The organism is Chryseobacterium sp. Marseille-Q8038 (assembly GCF_965111995.1).
Window position 1 is genome coordinate 2010849 of the sequence record NZ_CBCOPN010000001.1, and the last position, 18726, is coordinate 2029574.

General features: G+C 35.7%; 21 protein-coding genes and 1 riboswitch. Of the genes, 13 read left to right on the forward strand and 8 right to left on the reverse strand.

Annotated elements, in window-relative coordinates:
* Positions 1-321: 321 nt before the first annotated feature.
* The 3 genes from ACWPWS_RS09330 to ACWPWS_RS09340 all read left to right on the forward strand — a co-directional run bounded on the left by ACWPWS_RS09330 (position 322) and on the right by ACWPWS_RS09340 (position 3937).
* The gene (locus tag ACWPWS_RS09330) at positions 322-1032 is read left to right on the forward strand and encodes a hypothetical protein (protein ID WP_454046291.1); all 711 of its coding nucleotides are present in this window, start codon (positions 322-324) and stop codon (positions 1030-1032) included.
* Between the two features lie 113 nt (positions 1033-1145).
* Positions 1146-3380, forward strand: coding sequence for a DUF2339 domain-containing protein (locus ACWPWS_RS09335; protein WP_454046292.1), 2235 nt, complete (start codon positions 1146-1148; stop codon positions 3378-3380).
* Between the two features lie 116 nt (positions 3381-3496).
* Entirely contained in the window at positions 3497-3937 is a 441-nt protein-coding gene (locus tag ACWPWS_RS09340) for a hypothetical protein (protein WP_454046293.1), read from the forward strand.
* A gap of 40 nt (positions 3938-3977) precedes the next feature.
* On the opposite strand, the gene ACWPWS_RS09345 is transcribed toward ACWPWS_RS09340, so the two are convergent.
* Positions 3978-5255 carry a replication-associated recombination protein A gene (locus tag ACWPWS_RS09345; protein WP_454046294.1) on the reverse strand — a complete coding sequence of 426 codons (1278 nt, stop codon included), beginning with the start codon at positions 5253-5255 and terminating at the stop codon, positions 3978-3980.
* A gap of 102 nt (positions 5256-5357) precedes the next feature.
* Here ACWPWS_RS09345 and yidD point away from each other — a divergent pair, with 102 nt between their 5' ends.
* Both yidD and lgt read left to right on the forward strand, forming a co-directional pair.
* Positions 5358-5609 (forward strand): membrane protein insertion efficiency factor YidD, encoded by a 252-nt coding sequence (gene yidD, locus ACWPWS_RS09350; protein WP_034695943.1) that lies wholly within the window; start codon positions 5358-5360, stop codon positions 5607-5609.
* A 450-nt stretch (positions 5610-6059) separates the two neighbouring features.
* On the forward strand, positions 6060-6908 hold the full coding sequence (gene lgt, locus ACWPWS_RS09355) for a prolipoprotein diacylglyceryl transferase (protein ID WP_209789136.1): 849 nt from the start codon (positions 6060-6062) through the stop codon (positions 6906-6908).
* A 74-nt stretch (positions 6909-6982) separates the two neighbouring features.
* Here lgt and ACWPWS_RS09360 read toward each other — a convergent pair whose 3' ends face one another.
* Positions 6983-8500 (reverse strand): NAD(P)H-hydrate dehydratase, encoded by a 1518-nt coding sequence (locus ACWPWS_RS09360; protein ID WP_454046295.1) that lies wholly within the window; start codon positions 8498-8500, stop codon positions 6983-6985.
* A gap of 245 nt (positions 8501-8745) precedes the next feature.
* Between ACWPWS_RS09360 and mscL the strand changes: the two genes are divergently transcribed.
* Positions 8746-9123, forward strand: coding sequence for a large conductance mechanosensitive channel protein MscL (mscL, locus tag ACWPWS_RS09365; RefSeq protein ID WP_309875416.1), 378 nt, complete (start codon positions 8746-8748; stop codon positions 9121-9123).
* 67 nt (positions 9124-9190) lie between these two features.
* Here mscL and ACWPWS_RS09370 read toward each other — a convergent pair whose 3' ends face one another.
* Positions 9191-10150 carry a D-2-hydroxyacid dehydrogenase gene (locus ACWPWS_RS09370; protein ID WP_034695946.1) on the reverse strand — a complete coding sequence of 320 codons (960 nt, stop codon included), beginning with the start codon at positions 10148-10150 and terminating at the stop codon, positions 9191-9193.
* Positions 10151-10236: 86 nt separating this feature from the next.
* A complete protein-coding gene (locus ACWPWS_RS09375; RefSeq protein ID WP_002980498.1) occupies positions 10237-10647 on the reverse strand; it encodes an LNS2 domain-containing protein in 411 nt (136 codons plus the stop codon).
* 317 nt (positions 10648-10964) lie between these two features.
* Here ACWPWS_RS09375 and idi point away from each other — a divergent pair, with 317 nt between their 5' ends.
* From idi to gcvT, 3 genes are read left to right on the forward strand one after another with little or no spacing between them, the layout of a single operon-like run.
* Positions 10965-11474, forward strand: a complete 510-nt coding sequence (gene idi / locus ACWPWS_RS09380) for an isopentenyl-diphosphate Delta-isomerase (RefSeq protein ID WP_105683621.1) — start codon at positions 10965-10967, stop codon at positions 11472-11474.
* A gap of 2 nt (positions 11475-11476) precedes the next feature.
* Entirely contained in the window at positions 11477-11947 is a 471-nt protein-coding gene (locus ACWPWS_RS09385; RefSeq protein ID WP_245169740.1) for a hypothetical protein, read from the forward strand.
* Positions 11948-11956: 9 nt separating this feature from the next.
* On the forward strand, positions 11957-13033 hold the full coding sequence (gene gcvT, locus ACWPWS_RS09390) for a glycine cleavage system aminomethyltransferase GcvT (protein WP_454046296.1): 1077 nt from the start codon (positions 11957-11959) through the stop codon (positions 13031-13033).
* Positions 13034-13090: 57 nt separating this feature from the next.
* On the opposite strand, the gene ACWPWS_RS09395 is transcribed toward gcvT, so the two are convergent.
* The 3 genes from ACWPWS_RS09395 to ACWPWS_RS09405 form a co-directional block, all read right to left on the reverse strand.
* Positions 13091-13279, reverse strand: coding sequence for a hypothetical protein (locus tag ACWPWS_RS09395; protein WP_454046297.1), 189 nt, complete (start codon positions 13277-13279; stop codon positions 13091-13093).
* 79 nt (positions 13280-13358) lie between these two features.
* A complete protein-coding gene (locus ACWPWS_RS09400; RefSeq protein ID WP_454046298.1) occupies positions 13359-13700 on the reverse strand; it encodes a hypothetical protein in 342 nt (113 codons plus the stop codon).
* Positions 13697-14053: an arsenate reductase family protein gene (locus ACWPWS_RS09405; RefSeq protein ID WP_105683626.1), complete on the reverse strand. Its 357-nt coding sequence runs from the start codon at positions 14051-14053 to the stop codon at positions 13697-13699. The genes ACWPWS_RS09400 and ACWPWS_RS09405 overlap by 4 nt, the downstream gene beginning before the upstream one ends.
* A gap of 120 nt (positions 14054-14173) precedes the next feature.
* On the opposite strand from ACWPWS_RS09405, the gene ACWPWS_RS09410 reads away from it, so the two are divergent.
* From ACWPWS_RS09410 to ACWPWS_RS09425, 4 genes are all read left to right on the forward strand, one after another.
* Entirely contained in the window at positions 14174-14641 is a 468-nt protein-coding gene (locus ACWPWS_RS09410) for an acyl-CoA thioesterase (protein ID WP_454046299.1), read from the forward strand.
* A gap of 183 nt (positions 14642-14824) precedes the next feature.
* Positions 14825-14892: riboswitch (Fluoride riboswitch) on the forward strand.
* 31 nt (positions 14893-14923) lie between these two features.
* The gene (locus ACWPWS_RS09415; RefSeq protein WP_454046300.1) at positions 14924-16231 is read left to right on the forward strand and encodes a voltage-gated chloride channel family protein; all 1308 of its coding nucleotides are present in this window, start codon (positions 14924-14926) and stop codon (positions 16229-16231) included.
* Positions 16232-16425: 194 nt separating this feature from the next.
* Complete coding sequence (locus ACWPWS_RS09420; protein WP_454046301.1) at positions 16426-17301, forward strand: LysR substrate-binding domain-containing protein; 876 nt, start codon at positions 16426-16428, stop codon at positions 17299-17301.
* A 222-nt stretch (positions 17302-17523) separates the two neighbouring features.
* Complete coding sequence (locus tag ACWPWS_RS09425; protein WP_454046302.1) at positions 17524-18459, forward strand: YeiH family protein; 936 nt, start codon at positions 17524-17526, stop codon at positions 18457-18459.
* An 81-nt stretch (positions 18460-18540) separates the two neighbouring features.
* Here the strand turns inward: ACWPWS_RS09425 and ACWPWS_RS09430 are convergent, their stop codons facing one another.
* The gene (locus tag ACWPWS_RS09430) at positions 18541-18720 is read right to left on the reverse strand and encodes a hypothetical protein (RefSeq protein WP_034695964.1); all 180 of its coding nucleotides are present in this window, start codon (positions 18718-18720) and stop codon (positions 18541-18543) included.
* Positions 18721-18726: the final 6 nt, after the last annotated feature.

The following is an 18726-nucleotide window of genomic DNA, read 5'->3' on the forward strand; positions in this document are numbered from 1 at the left end:
GGTGTTTTTTCGTTTCTGCTCTTAAAAACACAAAATTCAAAAAAAAAACTACCTAAATAACCACACAACAATTCCCTTTGTTTAAACAAAAAATAACCCACACTACAGAGAGAATTATCTTTTTATAAAACACTAATAAACAACACGTTAAATAAAAAGTAAATATAATAAGTCGTAATTAAATTATGTATAAATATCAATCAAAATATAAACATATGTTTAAATATATTACATCATATTAACATTAAAATTGAAAATATCACAATGCAGAGTATAATTTTTATTGTATATTTGCTTAGCAACTAATTAAAAATCTTGATCATGAAAACTAAACTTTACAGCTTAATGTTAGCATGTGCAACGTTACCATTATTCTCACAAGTCGGTATCAATACAGCTACTCCATCTGCAACTTTAGATGTTAACGGAACTCTGAAAGTTCGTGATACCCCCGCAGCTACAGCACTACCCGGATATCAAGTTTTAGCAATTAACCAGGGAAGCACTCAGGTTTACAGCGTGGATCCAGCGCTATTAATAGCAGCATCAGGAACAAATACTTCTGTATATGCTGCGAAAAAAACAACGGGCATCACTCTTCTGAGTGTAGGAGCTTTCCCAGCATCTTTCCAGCCTGTCAACTTTTTAGCAGCCGACCGAAACATTGGTAGCTCCGCTTTATTTTCAGATAGCGATGGTTCTTATAATATCCCATCAACCGGTGTATATGCTGTGGGATTTGCATTCAGATATGGAACAGGATTGCAGGCATCCCTATTATCAGGAACTCCGGGAATCGGTATCGCAAGAACCAGAACAGGAGTATCAACAATAATAGACAGTCGTCCTTTCAGTGGTGTTAACCTTGCATTGGCAATTAACTTAACACTTTCTGATTCCAACATCCACTCTTTGTATTCATTCCAGGCGGGTGATAAAATATCATTCGGACTTACCGATGCCGGTGTTTTCACTGTAGGATTATTGGGATCCAGTATTGCATCATTCTACATTTACAAAGTATCAAACTAGTAAAACATATTGTTAGTTATCTATACCATTTAACCCATCGCTTATACCGCGATGGGTTAATTTTTTAAATGAGCATATCAAACATTTCTTTATATTTGATAAAAACTAATGAAATGAATGAATTTGTTGCTGTCATACTCCTTATAATCATCTTCATTATTTTCAACAACCTGAACACCAAAATCAGAAAGCTTGAAAAGGAGATCTCTGATCTTAATAATAAAATCAATAATACTTCTCCGGCTCCAACTGAAGCCATTCATAAGAAAACACCAACAGAAGAAACTTTTATCTCACAGCAGGTACAGCCCCAACAGGTTTATCATGAAGAGGCAAAACATATTGAAGATAATGAAAAGACCTCAACACCAGTTCAAAAAGACTGGCAAACTCCTGTTTTTGATTTTTTAAAACAAAATGCACTTACCATCATTGGTATTTTTACCCTCGTTCTTGGAATTGGTTATTTCGTAAAATATGCTATCGATAAAAACTGGATTGGAGAAACCGCAAGAGCAGGAATCGGTTTCTGTACTGGAGCAGGAATTATCATAACCGGACATTTTCTGAGAAAAAATTACCAAGCCTTCTCTTCCATCATTACAGGAGGAGGAATTGCCGTCTTATATTTTACAGCCACAATCGCCTTTCGTGAATATCATCTGTTTACCCAAAATACTGCCTTTGTCATAACTGCGCTGATTACCGCAGCCTCTATCATCTTATCCTATTATTATAAAAGTGAAGTATTGATTATTTTTTCCCTTATAGGTGGTTTTACAGCTCCTCTGATGATCAGTACAGGACAAAGCAATTATCTTTTCCTGTTTATTTATATTACTCTTTTAAACACCGGAATGCTGGCAGCCTCTTTTCTGAAGCACTGGAAAAGTGTGGGATGGACCGCTTATATTTTTACAACAGGCTATCTTTTCTTCTGGACCGATGAAAGTCCTGAACTTTTAAGCATTACTTTTTATCTGATCAGCTATGTGATTTTCTACATTTTTGCCCTGCACGACTATTTCAGAAAAAGCATACTTTCAACCTCTGATATTTTAATACTCGCCCTCTCAAATTTATCGAGTATTTTAGGACTGCTTTATATTTTTGATACCCTAAAATATGAACCTCCGATAATTTTCCCTCTTATTTTTGCTGCTTTAAATTCCATCCTTCTGTTTAGGGAATATACCCGCAAAAACTTTGGAGTTGCTTATTCTGTATTCGCAGGGCTTGTTACCAGTCTTATAACCATTGCGATTGCCATTCAGTTTAAAACCCATCTCATCACCAGTATTTGGGCAATAGAAGCTACTCTCCTTCTTTTTATATGGAAAAAAACAGGTCATAGGATTTTTAAAATTTTCTTTTACATTCTGTTTCCATTAGTTATGATCGCACAACTTGTAACCTGGACAGAGTATTTTGGGACAAAAGATTTCAATATTATATTCAATCCTCCGTTTATTACCAGTTCGTTTACCATAGTTTCCATCATGATTAATTTATATTTATTAAGGAATACGGCGAAAGAACTACAAGGGAAGGCCAATAACATTGTTGAAGATCTTATTACGGTCATCAGCTACGGAGTTATTTATATTACTTTCCTTCTTGAAATCACGTATCACATTTCGGAAATGCCATGGTCAGTGATTACCAGCGTGGGACTTTTATTCAGTATTTATTATATTTTCATCTTATTACTTTTCAGAAAACCACTGAATATCAGAAATGACATTCAGACTCTCCTGATTTATTTGTTTTTTTTCCTGCTGATTATTAATACATCCGCTTCTACACCACCCGTTATCACAGCTATTCTAACAAAAAAATTACATATAAGTTTCTATTTTTTACATCTGATACAATGGATACCTTTTATCTATATAGGTTATAAAATCATTCCTTCTTCTGCGTTTCACAAACAACAGATTTCATACTGGATACTGTCTTTGGCACTTATCATCTCTGTAAGTTGCGAACTGCACCATTCTTATATTGTAATGGTTTCCCATAGCCTTCCCCAGTCTTATGAAGCAAGTGAACATTTTAATATTCTTTATCTTCCTATTATATGGACAATTCTTGCCAGTATTTTTATTTATAATGGTTTGAAAAAAGATATTCAGGAATATAACAAAATTGGTTTTGCACTGATAGGGCTCATGGTATTAAAGCTTTATGGTTACGATGTATGGCAAATGGACAATATTTCAAGAATCAGCGCATTCATTGTGCTCGGAATTATTTTATTATTGAGTTCTTTCACTTTCCAGCGCCTGAAAAATATGATCAAAAATATGATGGATAAAAAAGACAAAACTGAAGAAAGCGCAGACTGATAATCAGGGTAAAAGTTTTTATTTCTAAATAAAGTTTAAAACAATTCAAGATTTTATTCAAATTTTATAAAAAATAACTATATTTATCACGTTTTTAACAGTTACATATTCTGATTATGAAAAAATTACTCTATTCTTTTTTAATACTATCCTCCGCTACTTTATTTGCACAGCAAAAAAATCCTGCTGTGAAGTTTGCAGTGGCTGACAACGCTATTGGAACAGTAGAATTGTTCAATACAAGAAAGAACGTATTGCAGGTTTCAAAAGTATACAATACTCCGGCAAGCCTTCCGCAAAGTTTAAAAAAATACAGTTCTGTTTTTACAAAAGGGTTAACTGAATATAAATTCAAAAACGGAGAAAATATATTTGACAGAATGCCATTATCTGACATCAATGTACAATATAATATCCCGGCAAATAATCCTGTATTTATTGATGGGTATGAATTTACAGACACAAGTACCGTAATTTATCCTGAAATCAAGAAAAGAACGGAAACAAAAGATTACAACGGTAAGAAAACATTATTTATTTACACTACCGAAAATTAATACCATAAAAAAGGATGCTTACAACAGCATCCTTTTTATTTTAATATTTATTGTTCCACTTTTTCTTAAGCTCTTCATAAATTTTCTTTTCTGTAGAATTATTACCAGGTTCATACAGTTTCACATTCCTGATTTCTTCCGGAAGGAAGTCCTGTTCTACAAAGTTCCCTTCATAAGAATGGGCATATTTATATTCCTTTCCGTAATCCAGATCTTTCATGAGTTTTGTTGGGGCATTCCTCAAATGAAGTGGCACAGGCAGATTTCCTGTTTGTTTCACTAAAGCCAGCGCTTCATTGATGGCCATATATGCTGAATTACTTTTAGGAGAAACCGCCAGATATACAGCCGTTTCACTTAATATAATCCTTGCTTCAGGATTCCCGATTACATTAATCGCCTGAAAACAATTATTGGCAACCACCAAAGCATTTGGATTGGCCAGCCCTACATCCTCAGCTGCCAGAATAAGCATTCTTCTTGCAATAAACTTGATATCTTCACCTCCGGCTATCATTCTCGCCAGCCAGTACACCGCTCCGTTCGGATCACCACCACGCATCGATTTGATAAAGGCTGAAATAATATCATAATGCTGCTCTCCGTTTTTATCATACAGCGCCATAGTTTCCTGAAGGACTTCAAGAACATCTGAATTAAGAATTTCCTTTGTATCAGAGTTTTTATATTGATTCAAAACCAATTCTACGGAATTAATAAGTTTTCTGGCGTCCCCTCCGGAATATTGAATGAAAGCTTCTTTTTCAAGGATGGTAAAATCTGTTCCTTCATCTTTATTGTATCTTCCAGAAGCAATATCGATCAATTCTTCAAGTTTTTCGTAACTCAAAGCCTTTAAAATATACACCTGACTTCTTGAAAGCAAAGCCGAAACCACCTCAAAGCTTGGATTCTCTGTAGTGGCTCCAATCAAAACAATCCAGCCTTTTTCTACTGCATGCAGTAATGAATCCTGCTGAGACTTATTAAACCTGTGAATCTCATCAATAAAAAGAATCGGTGATTTTCCTGAAAACAGATTCTGCTTTTTGGCATCCTCAATCACATCACGCACCTCTTTCACCCCTGAAGAAACCGCAGACAGTTTATAGAATTTTCTCCCCGACTGCTCCGAGACAATTTCAGCCAGCGTAGTTTTCCCGGTTCCCGGAGGTCCCCAGAATATCAGTGAATTCAAGGCATTGTTTTCAATCATTTTTCGAATTGTTCCCTTGTCTCCGGTAAGGTGCTCCTGCCCCAATACATCATTCAGGGTTTTGGGTCTTAATTTTTCAGCTAATGGAATATTTTGGTTCAAAGTAATTCTATTTTTTAAGATCAAAGTTCCGGATTTCTGATCTCCGAAACTTATAACAAATTTAAACTAATTTTCATTTTTTTACCCTATTTTTGCATTGTTTTGAAACTTACATTCAATAAAATCATTACATTTCCACTGGTAATTCTGATCAAATTTTACCAATGGTTCATCTCGCCCTTACTTCCCAAAAACTGCCGCTACGAACCTACCTGCTCTCACTATATGATTGAGTCACTTCAGGTACATGGTGTTTTTAAAGGTTTCTGGCTGGGATTTAAAAGGATTTTAAGATGCCACCCATGGGGAGGAAGCGGTTATGACCCTGTTCCACCCAAACATAAATGTCAATAATCAAACTATTAAATCAATAGAAAAATGAATACTATCTTTTTCAGAATCTATCTTGTGCTGTTTGCGTTTACAACGCAGCTTTTTTTTGCACAGGAATACCCTGGAGGTTTATCTGACGGGACTTTAGATATCAATGGAAGCAATGTTCCTGTAAAAATCTATTCAACTACAGAAATGGGAGACCTTACGGCTTTTCCGGACAGAGAATCAGACAAGAACCAATCTTTTGTTGTGATCCTTAATGAATCCAATTTTGAACCTGCTTATTATAACTATGGTGCTTCCACTTTAGCGAAGTACAAAGATTCAAAGTACCAGTTTTTTGATAAAAACTTCAAACTTATTGATACTGCAGTTACCCAAGAAAACATTACCACTTTCAAATATGCTGTAAAGTCAGTAAAACCAATCACTGATGCTGATAAAGTAGAACTTAAAACTTCATTTAAAATATGGGATCCTTCGAAAGGTATTCATATCGGATCATTTACCCTTCATTTTTATAGTTTAATGTTTGTATTTGCCTTTGGTTTCGGATATATTTTAATGACAAGAATCTTTAAGATTGATCATGTTAACCAAAAATACCTGGAACCTTTGTTCACATGGACATTAATCGGAACTATACTTGGAGCAAGATTAGGACATGTTATCTTTTATCAGCCGGAATTATTTAAAGAGGATTTCTGGAGTGTATTTTTACCAATAAGCACAAAAAATGGTTTAAAATTCACAGGATTTTCAGGTTTGGCGAGCCATGGTGCAACAATCGCTTTGATTTTCACCACGCTTTATTATTCATTTAAAATCATCAGAAAAAATCCATTCTGGGTATATGACAGATTGGGGATTGTAGTTGCTTTGGGAGGCGCATTTGTAAGAATGGGGAACTTTTTCAATTCTGAAATTGTAGGTAAACCAGCTGATCCAAATTCTCCGTTTGCTTTGCTTTTTCCACAACAGAGCAGTGAGTATGGGCTTACTGTACCCCGTTATCCAAGCCAGTTATTTGAGGCGGTAGGATATGTTCTACTATTCATTTTATTATGGATACTTTATAGAAAAACAGATAAAAAATACCAACAGGGATGGTTATTCGGTTTGTTCTTTATCATTCTTTGGGCCATCAGATTCTTCGTTGAGTTCCTTAAAGAGCCACAAGGCGATGAATTCATCCAGATAGGTGGTCTTAATACAGGCCAGGTTCTTTCTATTCCATTTATGATTGCAGGAGTTGTCATTATGATTGTTTCCAAGAAATTTAAGATCACTCAGGCTGAAAACGAGAAGCCGGAATAAGCCACTAGAGCTAAAAAAATAAAAAGGCAAATTTGTAGAAATACGGATTTGCCTTTTTTAATATCTTAAAGTTATTACAGATTCCTCTCTGCTTTCCTGTTCAGCTCTTCAAAAACAGTCCCTAATTCATCAATGACATCTGTAGGCATCATAGATTCTTTTGAATGTCTTTCAGAAGCAATATCGGCTGCTCTACCATGTAACCAAACACCCAGAATACAGGCTTGCTCCGGAGAATATCTCTGCGCTAAAAGCGAGGTCAGAATTCCGGTAAGAATGTCTCCACTTCCTCCTTTTGCAAGACCGGCATTTCCCGTTATGTTATAAAACACATTTCTTTGTGGAGTAATGACTTGTGTGTGATGATCCTTCAATACAATATAAATATCCAGTTCCTCTGCTTTTTCCCTTGCTAATTCAAGTCTTTTAAAAGAATGATCTGTACTTCCAAAAAGCCTTTCAAACTCTTTCGGGTGAGGAGTAATAATGGATTTCTTAGGAATTAATTCTAAATATTTTGGATCTTTTGAAAGGATATTCAAAGCATCGGCATCCAATATCAAAGGTTGGGAGTAGTTTTTCAGAAAATTCAGAAAGCTTTTCTCAGTATCGGGATGAGTTCCCAGGCCAGGCCCTATGCCACAGGTAAAATCCTTGTCAAATTCAAAATTTGTCATGACCTTCTCTCCTCCTTTTATAAACATAGCTTCAGGACATGAAATCTGTAAAATTTCGTAGCCGCACTCCGGAGCCAGCGTAAAAGTAAGCCCTGCTCCGGTTCTTAAAGCTGATCGTGTTGCCAACACTGCCGCACCTATTTTCCCATAGCTTCCTCCTATGATAACCGCCTTACCATAGCTGCCTTTATGGGAAAATTCCTGTCTCGGAATGAATATGGATCCTACCTGCTGATCATCAATAACTGAATATTCAGAATCAGTTGTATCAGCGTATATCTGACCTAAATCAATATCCAATACTTCTACTTTTCCGGTATACTTTCCTGTTTCCGGATGTAGAAAAGTGCGTTTCCAGCATTGAAGAGTGAGCGTATAATCGGCTTTCAGAATAACAGAATCATGGGTAAACATTTCATCAGCAGATAACCCGGAAGGAATATCAATGGATATTTTAATATTCTTTTTGGTATTCAACTGTTCAACAAGCGTTTTGTATTCTCCTTCCAACGGTCTGGACAATCCTGTTCCGAAAAGAGCATCTACAATAATTGTTTTATCATCAAAATTATAATATTCATTTTGATCAAACTTCCTGACTGAAATTCCTGACAAATCCCGGAGTCTTTTCAGATTAACAGAAGCATCTTCCGAAAATTTTATTTTAGAATCGCTTATAAACACATCCACATCAAAACCTTTCAGATAAAGTATTCTTGCAACAGCCAATCCATCACCTCCATTATTTCCTTTGCCACAAAATACGGCCAGTTTTTTATGGTTTTTACAATGTTCTGAGATCCAATGAGCCAAAACCATTGAAGCCCTTTCCATTAATTGAATGGAAGAAACCGGCTCCTGAGAAATCGTAAACTGATCCCAGCTGCGTATCTGTTCTGCAGTGAAAACTTTCATAGGCAAATCAACTTTTAAGCAAATTACAAAAGATTTTTCATTATGATATCACGTCATTAATAAAAATAAAAACTCATCATTAATGAAATAAGATATTGACACAAAGCCAAAATATTCATTAAAACAGATCATAGAAATTCGGCATAAAATTCAATATTTTGGGAATAAAAAACTATAAAACGTAGTGTTCTTTACGTTTTTTAATTATATTTTTGTGTATATACTAATTAAAAAAAATATAAATTATGGGATTTGTAAAGGAATTTAAAGAGTTTGCCTTTAAGGGTAATGTTCTCGATCTTGCTGTCGGTGTGATCATTGGGGCAGCATTTGGAAAAATTGTTTCGTCTTTGGTAGAAGATGTAATCACGCCTCTGATATTAAATCCGGCATTGAAAGCAGCCGGTGCAGAAAACATCGCAAAACTTACATGGAATGGTGTTGCTTACGGGAATTTCCTTTCAGCAGTAATCAGTTTCCTTTGTATTGCAATGGTTCTTTTCTGGATCATTAAACTGGCTAACAAAGTAAACAAAAAAGATGCTCCGGCTCCTGCAGGACCTACGGAAGATCAAAAATTACTGGCCGAGATCAGAGATTTATTGAAAAGTAAAAATATATAAGCTGTATAAACAGTTTTACAATAAAAGCACCTATTGAGGTGCTTTTATTAGATTATATCATTTCAAATTATTGAATCTGTAAGATACTTGAAATCTGCTCTGCAAGAGAAAGCCCGATTCTATCCTGTGCTTCAAGGGTAGAAGCTCCCGTGTGAGGGGTAAGAGAGATTTTAGAATGAGTAAGAATTTCCTTAGAAGGAGTTGGCTCATTAATGAAAACATCTAATCCGGCAAATCTTACTTTACCTGAATCTAAAGCCTGAATTAAAGCTGTCTCATCAATAACTCCACCTCTTGAACAGTTGACAATAGCCACACCGTCTTTCATTATTTCAAATTCATTCTGACCAATCATATAACCGTCTTTCTGTGCCGGAACATGCAGCGTAATAAAGTCTGAATGTTTTAAAACTTCCTGTAACGGTTCTGTTTCTATGTCAACATTGATGAACTGGTTGTTGTAAAATTTCACCTTAATACTTGCTTTCCCAACATTATTATCGGCTGCTACCACTCTCATTCCAAGTCCTAAAGCAATTCTTGCCACTTCCTGTCCGATTCTTCCCATTCCAACAATACCAATTGTTTTTCCTCTTAATTCAATACCGGCTGCATAAGCTTTTTTAAGGCCTCCAAATTCAGTATCTCCTACCAAAGGCATTTTTCTGTTGGAATCCTGAAGGAATCTTGCTCCTGAAAACAAATGAGCAAAAACAAGTTCAGCCACCGATTCTGAAGAAGCTGAAGGCGTATTGATCACATGGATCCCTTTTTCTCTTGCATAATCTACATCAATATTATCCATACCAACACCTCCTCTACCAATAATGTCAATGGATGGACATCCGTCAATAATATCTTTTCTTACCTGTGTAGCACTTCTCACCAGCAGGGTGCGGATTTTGTGCTCGTTAATATAATCTACTAAAAACTCCTGTGGAACTTTTGTAGTGATAACCTCAAAGCCTTTTTCTGTCAATGCATCTATTCCAGATTGATCAAGGCCGTCATTTGCTAAAACTTTCATAAAATATCAAGTATATTAAAAAATGAAAGATTTAAAAATTAAAGGAACTGATTTCCATTTAATTTTTAAATCTTTAAATTATATTTTTATTCGCCGTCTTCTTTGAATACTTCAATGGTTACTTGCTTTTCAACCAAATCCGTAAATCTTCCTTTATATCTTGTAGCTCTTACCAGGTGGTTGTCTATCCAGTGATAATTTCCGCCTCTTGGTTTTCCGCAAAGCACGCTATGGTATTTGAAGCCATGCTTATCCAGCCAGTCGATAGTGATTTGTTTTAGATTCTCGGTTCTTGAAGTAAAAAAGCAGATCTGATGTCCTTCGTCATACCATCTGTTGATTGTTTCCAGAGCATCAGGATAAGGTTCGCAGGTCACCATTCTTTCCGGCTCTTCGTTGGGAACATCATCAGTAATGGTTCCGTCGATATCTATTAAGTAATTTTTTATTCCATCCTTTAGAATAGGACTAATGTGTTCAATGTATTCTAATTCCATTACTAAATATTAAGTAACAAAGTTAGCGTTTTTACAACTATCAGGCACGTTAATCTTAGTTTATGTTAATATTATACTATAAAAACTACTATTTAAAGAATAATTTCAATATTTTATTAATTATTTCCTTCGAAATAGTTAAAATTTTTCGTTTTGCGTTTTCTTTTTAAGCTGAGAAAGCTGAGATTGTAAAAAACAGATCAGCCAATTGATCAATTTATCGGCAAGCTTTGTTTACTTTATTATCATTATTATAAAAAGCATGATGTTTATCTAAAAATTTCCAAAATACATTTATTACTCTTACATTTGTAGGAATGGAAGAATATGTTGTTTTAGTAAATCCTGAAGATGAAGTTTTAGGACTGATGGAAAAACAGCAGGCTCACATCAATGGCCTGTTACACCGTGCTTTTTCTGTATTTCTTTTTAACAGTAAGGGAGAAATGCTTCTTCAGAAAAGAGCCTCAGGAAAATATCATTCTCCTAGCCAATGGACCAATGCTGTGTGCTCGCACCCACGAGAAGGGGAAACTTATCAGGAAGGAGCTGTGCGCAGATTAAGAGAAGAATTGGGAATTGAGGCGGAACTTTCAGAAAAATTCAATTTTATTTACAAAGCAGATGTAGGTGGAGGCCTTTGGGAGCACGAGCTGGATCATGTATTTGTAGGAAATCATGAAGCGGATTTCAATTTAAATAAAGAAGAAGTGGAAGAAGTACGATTCATTACTCCTGAAAATCTGGATAAAGAAATTGCTGAACATCCTGAAAACTTTACGGAGTGGTTCAAAATCATTCTGGAAGAATATAAACACCATTTTTAATAATGAAAAAAATATTGTTTTTTTCTGCGCTTTTAACGGGAAGTCTGTTTTTTGCCCAAAAAGCAAAAGTATATGAAAATTCCAATTACTCCATTACGATTCCGGAGGGCTGGAAATCTACGAATGACAGTGAGATTATTAATATTTTCCCTACCAGCCAGATAGGTGCTGTTACGATTTCGGAATATCATGATCTTCCCCTTCCAAAAGATGAAGTGAAAAAATTCATCCTTGCCCTTTATCAATCGAAAGATGAAGAGAAAAAAGTAAAAGAAAAAAAGAGCCAGAAAGGATATACAGAATATCTGTATGAACACTTTGATGAAAAGGAAAAGCTTTTCTGGATCACCAAAGCTTTTCAAAAAGACAAAAACTTATATTTAGTTTCCATCAACTGTGGCCAGAAGTTCTGGAACGGAAACTATATGACCCTATTCAATGAGACTTTTAACAGTTTTAAAATAAAGAAATAAAAATTAAATATGAAGAAAACAGCCTTGTACGACAAACATGTTTCTTTGGGAGCTAAGATCGTACCTTTCGCAGGTTTTGAAATGCCTGTTCAATATTCAGGGGTTACAGAAGAGCACTTTGCAGTAAGAGAAAAAGCAGGATTATTTGATGTTTCCCACATGGGACAGTTTTTCATCGAAGGGCCAGGATCAAAAGATCTTTTACAGTTTGTAACTACCAATAATGTAGATGCACTAGAAAACGGAAAAGCTCAGTATTCTTGTCTTCCTAACGAAAACGGCGGAATTGTAGATGACCTTATCGTTTACAAAATGGAAGATGACAAATATTTTGTAGTAGTTAATGCATCTAACATCGACAAAGACTGGAATCATATTTCAAAATACAATACTTTCGGGACTAAAATGACCAATGCTTCTGATGAAATGTCATTATTAGCAGTTCAGGGACCTAAGGCTACTGAAATCCTTCAGAAACTTACCGAAGTAAACCTTTCAGAAATTCCTTACTATCACTTCACAGTAGGAAGTGTTGCTGGAGAAAATAATGTGATCATTTCAAACACAGGATACACAGGAAGCGGTGGTTTTGAGATTTATTTCAATAACGAAAGTGCTGAAAAACTTTGGGATGCTGTAATGGAAGCAGGTAAAGAAGAAGGAATTATTCCTTGTGGATTGGCTTCCAGAGATACTTTAAGACTGGAAAAAGGATTCTGCCTTTACGGAAATGATATCGATGATACCACCTCTCCAATTGAAGCTGGTTTAGGATGGATCACTAAGTTTGATAAAGACTTCGTTTCTAAAGATGTTTTCGCAAAACAAAAAGAAGAAGGTGTTACAAGAAAATTAGTGGGTTTTGAACTTACAGATAAAGGAGTTCCAAGACATGATTATCCTGTAGTAGATGCTGAAGGGAATGTAATCGGGAAAGTAACTTCCGGAACACAGTCTCCAATGAAGAAAGTTGGTTTAGGTCTTGCTTATGTAGACAAACCTCATTTCAAATTAGGTTCTGAAATCTTCATTCAGGTAAGAAACAAAAACATTCCTGCAAAAGTGGTGAAAGCTCCTTTTGTATAAGTGTTTTAAGTATAAGAACAAAAAAAGAGTCCGTGATAATCATGGACTCTTTTTAATTTAATAGCAGATACAGCAGATCTTTCTGTCTGGTGAACAGGCGTCACCTACTCCGGGTGTATTCGAAATTACTCCACCTGCAGGTCCACATAGTGTAAAGCAGTTTACCAGAGGAGGTCTTAGTCCGCCGTTAATTTCCTTTAAGGCTGATCTGTTAAGGTTCTTTGTTTTTGAAAAGTTTTTAGTCATGATTTTATTTTTTGGCAATTATAAAGTTAAGTATTTAATAATTAACCAATTGAAACAAATCACAAATTACAGATAAAATTTATTTTGGAACATGTTGAAAGCAATAGTCATTACCAATGCTGGTATAGTGCTTACATCTGGTTCCTTTTTTGGTTGTTCCCAAGCATTGATTTCCTTTATTGATACCATTCACTTTTTTAGGGCTGGAAACCATTTCATATCCTGATGATTGTCCAGGATTGCAGATCTTACAAGGTTGAAGTCCAAGTTCCAGAGCTTTATTTACAGACAGGCTGGAAGAAACATTTTTCACCATTCTGCATGATGATGTATGAAACTTTGTACCCGAAGGAGTTCTGTAAACCGTCTGTCCTTTTACACTGACGGCAAGACAAAGCAATATGGAAATCAGATATTTCATTCATGTACACCAAAGAATTTCTGCAGTTCTTCTACATTTTTCTTATCATTTCCTACGAAAATCTCCTTATCTGTAATAAAAACAGGTCTTTTCAAAAAGGTATAATGATCCAGAAGCAATTCTTTAAAGTCTTTTTCTGTCAAAGATTTTACATCCAAACCTCTCAATTTGATCTGAGTAGATTTTTTGCTGAATAAAGCTTCGTATGATTTTGTTTTTTTATGCATTTCTGCCAATTCTTCTTTCGTGATCGGCTCTTTTTTAATTTCGCGAAGCTCCCACTCTGTAAGGTCAAATTGCGCTAAAATTTTTCTGCAGGTATCACATGTGTTGAGATAAAATACTTTCTTCATTACGGTTTCTAAATCTGTTATTGTTAAAATTCTCTTTCATTGAAAGTTTCGTCTTTCAAAAGTAGGATTTAATCTAAAACTTTGGAAATTATTAAATAACTTTATTCAAATTTTATAAAGATGCAGAACAAGCCTATTACTTTTCAGTTTATTTCGGAGCCTTCAGATGTTAATTACGGAGGAAATGTACATGGAGGAAGTGTTATGAAATGGATTGACCAGGCCGGTTATGCATGTGCGACAACCTGGAGTGGGAATTATTCTGTCACCATATATGTGGGCGGAATCCGTTTTTATGATCCTATTAAAATCGGTGAAGTGGTAAAAGTTGATGCTCAGGTAATTTATACAGGAACTTCGAGCATGCATATTGCCATTAATGTCTTTTCAAGAAACCTGAAGCAGCCGAACTTTGAGAAAAAAACACATTGTATCATTGTTTTTGTTGCCGTAGACGAAAATGGAAAAAAACTACCTGTACCGAAATGGATCCCAACAACCGAAGAGGAAAAACAGCAGGAAATATATGCTAAACGCCTGATGGAACTGAGAACACAGATTGAGGATGAGATGAAACCGTTTTTGTAGGGAGTTTGAGAGTTTAAGAGTTTAAAGCTAAAGGTTTTGAGTTTAACATTATTGGTAACACAAAACTAATATACTCCAGAACTCGGAACAAACACAACTTGCAACTAAAATAACTAGCAACAAAAAGCAACCAGCAACAAAGAATTTCTTTTTGAAAAACAGATTCTTCTTTTTATATTTGCATAAACAAAAGGAAATGGTGTTCTTCCTTACCCAACCGCTTTACAAAAGCTGATGACGCCTGATTAAAAGATTATTAACAAATAACTAATCAGGATTATCATGTCAAAAAACCAAAAAACATTAGGTAAAAAAGCAGTTTTTCACACTCATTTTTTCTTCAGAAAGTTTCCGGCTCTGCCCTATATTTTAAAATGGCTGTGCATCAGTACAATTATTGGAACTTTAGTGGGAACAGCTTCTGCAGGGTTTCTTCAATCCTTAGAATGGGCAACGAACTTCAGGGAAAATCACCTGTGGCTGATTGCTTTGCTACCAGCAGCGGGATTCCTGATTGGGCTTCTCTATTATTATTTCGGGAAAGATGTTGAGGCTGGAAACAATCTGCTCATTGATACCATCCATGAACCAAAGGGAATTATTCCGTTTAAGATGGCGCCTTTTGTTTATCTCGGAACCATTGTCACCCATTTCTTCGGAGGCTCTGCAGGCCGTGAAGGAACGGCACTTCAAATGGCAGGGGCTATCACGGATCAGCTTACCAGACCTTTTAAGTTGGACAGAAATGAAAGAAAAATATTAATTATTGCAGCTATTGCAGCCGGATTTGGCTCTGTATTCGGAACTCCACTGGCAGGTGCCGTTTTTGGACTTGAGGTTTTTCTGATCGGAAGAATTCGTTACAATGCCATCTTTCCTGCCTTCGCTTCTGCAATTCTGGCCGACTGGACTACCAATCTCTGGAATGTAAAGCATACCCATTATCATATTGATTTTATTCCAAAGCTTGAGTTTTTGCCAGTTCTCTACAGTATTCTGGCAGGAATAGCTTTTGGAATATGCGCCGCAGCTTTCAGCAAAATGATCCACTGGATGAGCTCTGTTTTCAAATCAAAAATCAAATATCCTCCGTTTCGCCCTGTTGTGGGGGGAATTATTATTGCGCTTGCTGTTTTTGCAATGGGCACAACCCGTTATATTGGATTGGGAGTTCCTGTAATTGTAGAGTCTTTTGAAAAACAGCTTCCTTTGTATGATTTTGCTTTAAAAATGATTCTTACCATTGTGACATTATCCGCCGGATTTAAAGGTGGAGAAGTAACTCCCCTGTTCTTTATTGGCGCTACTTTAGGAAGTGCTTTATCTCTTTTTATTCCGCTTCCGTTCGGATTATTGGCAGGAATGGGTTTTGTAGCGGTATTTGCCGGAACTACCAATACTCCTTTAGCGTGTACGCTGATGGGAATTGAATTATTCGGAGCTGAATGTGGCGTCTATGTAGCTATTGCCTGTGTTGTTTCTTATCTCCTTTCCGGTCACAACAGTATTTATACGAAGCAGAAAATCGGAGAAGCGAAAAACAGACGATTTGAAAGTCAGCAGGATAAGTCTGTTTCGGATTTTTTATAAGTTGTCTTTTAGTTGCTGGTTATTTTTTGTTTCTAGTTTCTAGTTGTTTTTGTTGATAGTTACTGGTTACCTACAAATTTAAACCCCGAATCCCGTATCTCAAAACACAACCCCAGCTACACTCAAGCCCTCCCACTCTCAAACTCACTAACATCTCCTTCGCCGTTTCCAACTATAATTCGTAATTTTACCCCATGTTCGATTACAGATTAAAAGTTTTCCATACGGTAGCTTCCCGATTAAGTTTCACGAAAGCTTCAGAAGAGCTTCATATTTCCCAGCCCGCTGTTACCAAACATATTAAAGAGATTGAAAATCAGATAGGTGCTAAGTTATTTGACCGAAAAGGAACTTCTATTCAGCTGACTCAAAGCGGGAAAATCCTGTTTGAACATGCAGAGAAGATCAGAAATATCTACCGTGATATGGAGTTTGAGATCAGCCAAATCAATCAGCAGCATAAAGGAAAACTGATTATTGGAGCCAGTACAACCGTTGCACAGTACATTTTACCTGAAATTTTAGCCAAATTCAATTCTTATTATAAAGATATCAAGATTGAGCTTCTTACGGGAAATACAGAAACGATCTCCCTACTTTTAAAAGAAGAAAAAATTGATCTGGGTATTATTGAAGGCGAATCTCAGTCTTCTTACTTTGAATACAGGACTTTTAAGCCTGATGAAATTGTTTTGGCAGCAAAATCCGACCACGCTCTAGCCCATAAAACCCTAAATTTAAAAGATCTCTATCAGCTGGATCTGATTTTCAGGGAACAAGGTTCAGGTACTCTTGAGTTTATACACAACAGACTCAAAGAAAAGGAAATCAATATCCATGAACTGAATACCGTTATGCAACTTGGAAGCAGTGAAAGTATTAAAAATTATCTTCTCCATTCCGAATGCATGGCATTTCTTTCTATCAGCACCATACTGAATGAACTGAAAAATAATATTCTGACGGTTATTGATATTAAAAACTTTAGTATTGAAAGGGATTTTCATTTTATCCTTCCTAAAGGCGAGCAATCTGAACTGATCAGCCTTTTCCTGAGATTTGCAGAGTAAATCATTTGTATAATGTACAAAGTATTCATGTAAAAAGTATTAATAATTTGCCAGCTACTATAGGTGCTTATCCGAAATACTTTTTACTTTTTACTTTTTACTTTTTACTTTTTACTTTTTACTTTTTACTTTATAACTTTTAGTTATCCAATATAACAAAATACGATTTACTTTGTAATACTAAATTCCGGAATTTTGATGCAGATTTTAAAAGTTCGCATTATGAAAGATTTCATTCAAAATGAAATGACACGGAAAGTATTTTTTATTGTTTTAGCAGTAGTATGTCTTACTCCGCTTATCTCTTCTCCTATAGCTCTTGTATTGGGATTTGGTCTGGCTGTTTTTATCGGAAATCCTTTTGAAAAACATCTTCATCATTATATTCATTTGCTATTACAGATATCAATTGTAGGTTTAGGATTCGGGCTGAAGCTGGACGAAGCGCTTCACGCCGGAAAAACAGGTTTACTCTTAACGGTTGTAAGTATTGTTACGGTAATGGTTTTGGGATATTTTCTGGGAAAAGTATTTAAACTGGAAAGGCCTTTATCTTATTTGCTCTCTGCAGGAACAGCTATTTGTGGAGGGAGTGCCATTGCAGCCGTATCTCCCATTATTAAACCCAGTACGAAACAGATTTCTCTTGCACTGGCTATTGTTTTTACCTTAAATTCTATTGCGCTGTTTGTTTATCCGGCTATAGGACATCTTCTGAATCTGTCACAGGAACAGTTTGGACTTTGGTGTGCCGTAGGAATTCACGATACGAGTTCTGTAGTAGGTGCTGCCAGTAAATATGGTGATGAAGCGTTGAAAATAGCAACTACAGTAAAACTGGCGCGTGCTTTATGGATCATCCCTGTATCATTGATCACCATGTTCATTTTTAAAAGCAAAGATTCCAAAATAAAGATTCCCTGGTTTATCGGGTATTTTATTGTGGCGATTCTGTTGAATACCTATTTTCCTTTTATGGATCGTTTCAGTGCTTCTATCACTGTTTTGGCAAAATCCGGACTGAATCTGACTTTATTTTTCATTGGTTCCACCCTTTCTATTCAAACACTGAAATCAATCGGATTAAAACCTTTAGCTATGGCAGTTATCCTTTGGATAACCATAAGTGTTGGCAGTCTTCTTTACATAATCCACTAAAAAGAGCAGCACCCTTTTGATATCAAAAGGGTGCTGCATATTAAATGTGGAAATGTTTATTTCTAATTGAAATAATTTTCTTTAGATTGCGGCTTCACCACAAGTATATACCTGCGGACAACCGATATACTGTACACAATACCAAGGTCCTGTTACAGATCCTGAGCAGCTGCATCCGCAAAGAGATAAATCCGGATTACCGCTTATTCCTCCTGTAATATTTTTCAAGTCTTGTTTTCTCAGTTTTTTAGCGTTTTTCATAATGTT

Bases quoted from the DNA above. Each gene is read 5' to 3' on its own strand.
- ACWPWS_RS09425 (WP_454046302.1), top strand. From the start codon at position 17,524: ATGAAAGATTTCATTCAAAATGAAATGACACGGAAAGTATTTTTTATT.
- ACWPWS_RS09385 (WP_245169740.1), top strand. From the start codon at position 11,477: ATGAAAAAAATATTGTTTTTTTCTGCGCTTTTAACGGGAAGTCTGTTT.
- ACWPWS_RS09400 (WP_454046298.1), bottom strand. From the start codon at position 13,700: ATGAAATATCTGATTTCCATATTGCTTTGTCTTGCCGTCAGTGTAAAA.
- ACWPWS_RS09330 (WP_454046291.1), top strand. From the start codon at position 322: ATGAAAACTAAACTTTACAGCTTAATGTTAGCATGTGCAACGTTACCA.
- ACWPWS_RS09430 (WP_034695964.1), bottom strand. From the start codon at position 18,720: ATGAAAAACGCTAAAAAACTGAGAAAACAAGACTTGAAAAATATTACA.
- mscL (WP_309875416.1), top strand. From the start codon at position 8,746: ATGGGATTTGTAAAGGAATTTAAAGAGTTTGCCTTTAAGGGTAATGTT.
- ACWPWS_RS09405 (WP_105683626.1), bottom strand. From the start codon at position 14,053: ATGAAGAAAGTATTTTATCTCAACACATGTGATACCTGCAGAAAAATT.
- ACWPWS_RS09395 (WP_454046297.1), bottom strand. From the start codon at position 13,279: ATGACTAAAAACTTTTCAAAAACAAAGAACCTTAACAGATCAGCCTTA.
- ACWPWS_RS09340 (WP_454046293.1), top strand. From the start codon at position 3,497: ATGAAAAAATTACTCTATTCTTTTTTAATACTATCCTCCGCTACTTTA.
- ACWPWS_RS09370 (WP_034695946.1), bottom strand. From the start codon at position 10,150: ATGAAAGTTTTAGCAAATGACGGCCTTGATCAATCTGGAATAGATGCA.
- ACWPWS_RS09335 (WP_454046292.1), top strand. From the start codon at position 1,146: ATGAATGAATTTGTTGCTGTCATACTCCTTATAATCATCTTCATTATT.
- ACWPWS_RS09375 (WP_002980498.1), bottom strand. From the start codon at position 10,647: ATGGAATTAGAATACATTGAACACATTAGTCCTATTCTAAAGGATGGA.
- gcvT (WP_454046296.1), top strand. From the start codon at position 11,957: ATGAAGAAAACAGCCTTGTACGACAAACATGTTTCTTTGGGAGCTAAG.
- idi (WP_105683621.1), top strand. From the start codon at position 10,965: ATGGAAGAATATGTTGTTTTAGTAAATCCTGAAGATGAAGTTTTAGGA.
- ACWPWS_RS09420 (WP_454046301.1), top strand. From the start codon at position 16,426: ATGTTCGATTACAGATTAAAAGTTTTCCATACGGTAGCTTCCCGATTA.
- ACWPWS_RS09410 (WP_454046299.1), top strand. From the start codon at position 14,174: ATGCAGAACAAGCCTATTACTTTTCAGTTTATTTCGGAGCCTTCAGAT.
- ACWPWS_RS09415 (WP_454046300.1), top strand. From the start codon at position 14,924: ATGTCAAAAAACCAAAAAACATTAGGTAAAAAAGCAGTTTTTCACACT.
- ACWPWS_RS09360 (WP_454046295.1), bottom strand. From the start codon at position 8,500: ATGAAAGTTTTCACTGCAGAACAGATACGCAGCTGGGATCAGTTTACG.